The sequence below is a fragment of the Nocardia sp. NPDC058058 genome (genome assembly GCF_042885355.1).
GTDB lineage: Bacteria > Actinomycetota > Actinomycetes > Mycobacteriales > Mycobacteriaceae > Nocardia.
This window is the reverse complement of record NZ_JBHVSA010000034.1, coordinates 1-1,219: the sequence shown is the minus strand read 5'-3', so window position 1 is coordinate 1,219 and position 1,219 is coordinate 1. Positions and strand designations below refer to the sequence as shown.

The 1,219-nt window shown below is 69.9% G+C and carries 1 protein-coding gene; it reads right to left on the bottom strand.

The annotated features are described in order from the left end of the window. On the bottom strand, positions 1-966 hold a 966-nt coding region (locus ACFVUS_RS43960), incomplete at its 3' end, for a class I tRNA ligase family protein (protein ID WP_387781523.1). Positions 967-1,219: the final 253 nt, after the last annotated feature.

Sequence of the window (1,219 nt, the reverse complement as noted above, 5' to 3'; positions counted from 1 at the left end):
GGTGAAGACGGTGATCGCGTCCTCGCCCAGCGCGAAGTCGACGCGCGCGCCCTCGCTGCGGCCGATCCAGTTGCGCTGCTGCAGCTTGATGGCCTCGGGCCAGTCCAGCGCGTCCAGGTCGTCCAGCAGGCGGTCCGCGTAGGCGGTGATCCGCATGTTCCACTGGCTCAGCTTGGCCTTGAAGACGGGGAAGTTGCCGCGCTCGGACCGGCCGTCCGCGGTGACCTCCTCGTTGGCCAGGACGGTGCCCAGGCCCGGGCACCAGTTGACGGGCGCGTCGGAGGCGTACGCCAGCCGGTACTCGTTCAGTACGTCGGCCCGCTCGCCGGCGGTCAGGTCCGCCCAGGCGCGGCCGCCCGCGACGCCGGCCGGGACCTCACGGGAGCCGTCCTCGAAGGCGGCGATCAGCTCGGCGATCGGCCGGGCCTTCTTCGCGTCCGCGTCGTACCAGGAGTTGTAGATCTGCAGGAAGATCCACTGGGTCCACTTGTAGTAGTCCGGGTCGATCGTCGCGAACGACCGGCGCTTGTCGTGGCCCAGGCCCAGCCGGCGCAGCTGGACCTTCATGTTCTCCATGTTGGCCTCGGTGGACACGCGCGGGTGCGTGCCGGTCTGCACGGCGTACTGCTCGGCCGGCAGGCCGAAGGCGTCGAAGCCCAGGGTGTGCAGGACGTTGTGGCCGGTCATCCGCTGGTGGCGGGCGTAGACGTCGGTGGCGATGTACCCGAGCGGGTGGCCGACGTGCAGGCCCGCACCGGAGGGGTACGGGAACATGTCCATGATGAACTTCTTGGGCCGCGCGACGACCTCGGGGTCCCCGGCCAGGTCACCGGTCGGGTTCGGCGCCTCGTACGTGCCCCGCGCGTCCCATACGTCCTGCCAGCGTGCCTCGATGTCGGCGGCCATGGCAGCCGTGTAGCGGTGCGCCTCGGCCGCCTCGGGGGCCGGGGTGTTCGTCTCGCTCATGATTTCTGAAGCTCCATCGATCGTCTCTGCCGTCTCTGCCTGCCCAAACGAAAAAACCCCTCGCACAGGAGGGGGCGCCGCGCCGGTGCCGACCGTCTCGAAGGGTCGGCGCTGATCAGCGCGGCTCGGTAAGCAGAAGGCGTACGGCACGCATGGCGTCAGGGTACCGCAGCGGCCCCTTCCGACGCTCGGCCGTTCCACCCGTCGACACGGGACACAGCGGAAGCGGAAGCAGGACACGGCGGAAGCAGGA